A 1,320-nucleotide genomic window follows, 5' to 3' on the forward strand; every position below is an offset into this window, starting at 1 on the left:
ATGCGTCATATCTGTTCGCTATTATGGCGTTGCTCATGCTCTTGAACTTCTCCATGTCATTCACCACCTTCGAGCCGAAGAAAGTGGTTCCGTCCTCAAGTGTAGGTTCGTATATTACCACCGTAGCCCCCTTCGCCTTCACACGCTTCATCACCCCCTGTATGGAGCTCTGTCGGAAGTTGTCACTGTTCGATTTCATTGTCAGTCGGTACACACCCACAACGCACTCCTTCTCTTCTGAAGAGTTATAGTCGCCACGATTGAAGTAATCATAATATCCCGCCATTTTCAGCACCCTGTCCGCTATGAAATCCTTCCTTGTGCGGTTCGATTCCACTATAGCTTCTATCAGATTTTCCGGTACGTCCTTATAGTTCGCAAGCAGCTGCTTAGTGTCCTTAGGCAGACAGTAGCCACCATATCCGAACGACGGGTTGTTATAGTGGTTCCCTATTCTCGGGTCCAGACTCACCCCGCGGATGATATCCTGAGTGTTCAGCCCCTTCATCTCAGCGTAAGTGTCCAGCTCGTTGAAGTAGCTCACCCTCAGCGCCAGATAAGTGTTTGCAAACAGCTTCACCGCCTCCGCCTCCGTCAGTCCCATGTACAGAGTGTCGATATTCTCTTTTATCGCCCCCTCCTGCAGCAGCCCTGCAAAAGTCTCTGCCGCCTTTTTCAGCTCCTCAGCATGGCTCGATACCTCCTCAGTAGGATAGCTCAGGATTATTCTGCTCGGATACAGATTGTCATACAGAGCCTTGCTCTCGCGCAGGAACTCAGGCGCGAACAGCAGTTTCAGTTCCCTGCCATATTTTTTGTACAGACTCTGGCAGTATCCCACAGGGATAGTACTCTTTATCACCATCACCGCCTCAGGGTTCACCTCCATCACCAGGTCAATCACCTCCTCCACGTGCGAAGTGTCGAAATAGTTCTTCACCGAATCATAGTTCGTAGGCGCCGCTATAACCACAAATTCCGCATCCCTGTAAGCCGCCTTCCCGTCCAGTGTAGCTGTCAGGTTCAGTTCCTTTTCCGCAAAATACTTCTCTATATACTCATCCTGTATCGGGCTGACTCTATTGTTTATTTTCTCTACCTTTTCCGGTATCACGTCCACAGCTGTCACTTTGTGATGCTGTGCCAGTAATGTGGCTATCGACAAGCCCACATACCCTGTTCCTGCAATTGCTATATTTTTCATATTCAATTTTCCATTTAAAATCCAAACAAAGTTGGATAATTCATTATTAATTAACTTTAGTTTTATATCTTTGTATCAGGATGTTAAGAGGAAGTAGGCTCTGCTGAGGAGCAACC

The 1,320-nt window shown here is 47.7% G+C and carries 1 protein-coding gene; it reads right to left on the reverse strand.

Annotated features, from left to right (window positions below):
• On the reverse strand, window positions 1-1,204 hold a 1,204-nt coding region (locus H6A27_RS14380), incomplete at its 3' end, for a nucleotide sugar dehydrogenase (protein WP_204509183.1).
• Window positions 1,205-1,320 lie beyond the last annotated feature (116 nt).

Source organism: Bacteroides caecigallinarum, from assembly GCF_016902295.1.
GTDB lineage: Bacteria > Bacteroidota > Bacteroidia > Bacteroidales > Bacteroidaceae > Phocaeicola > Phocaeicola caecigallinarum_A.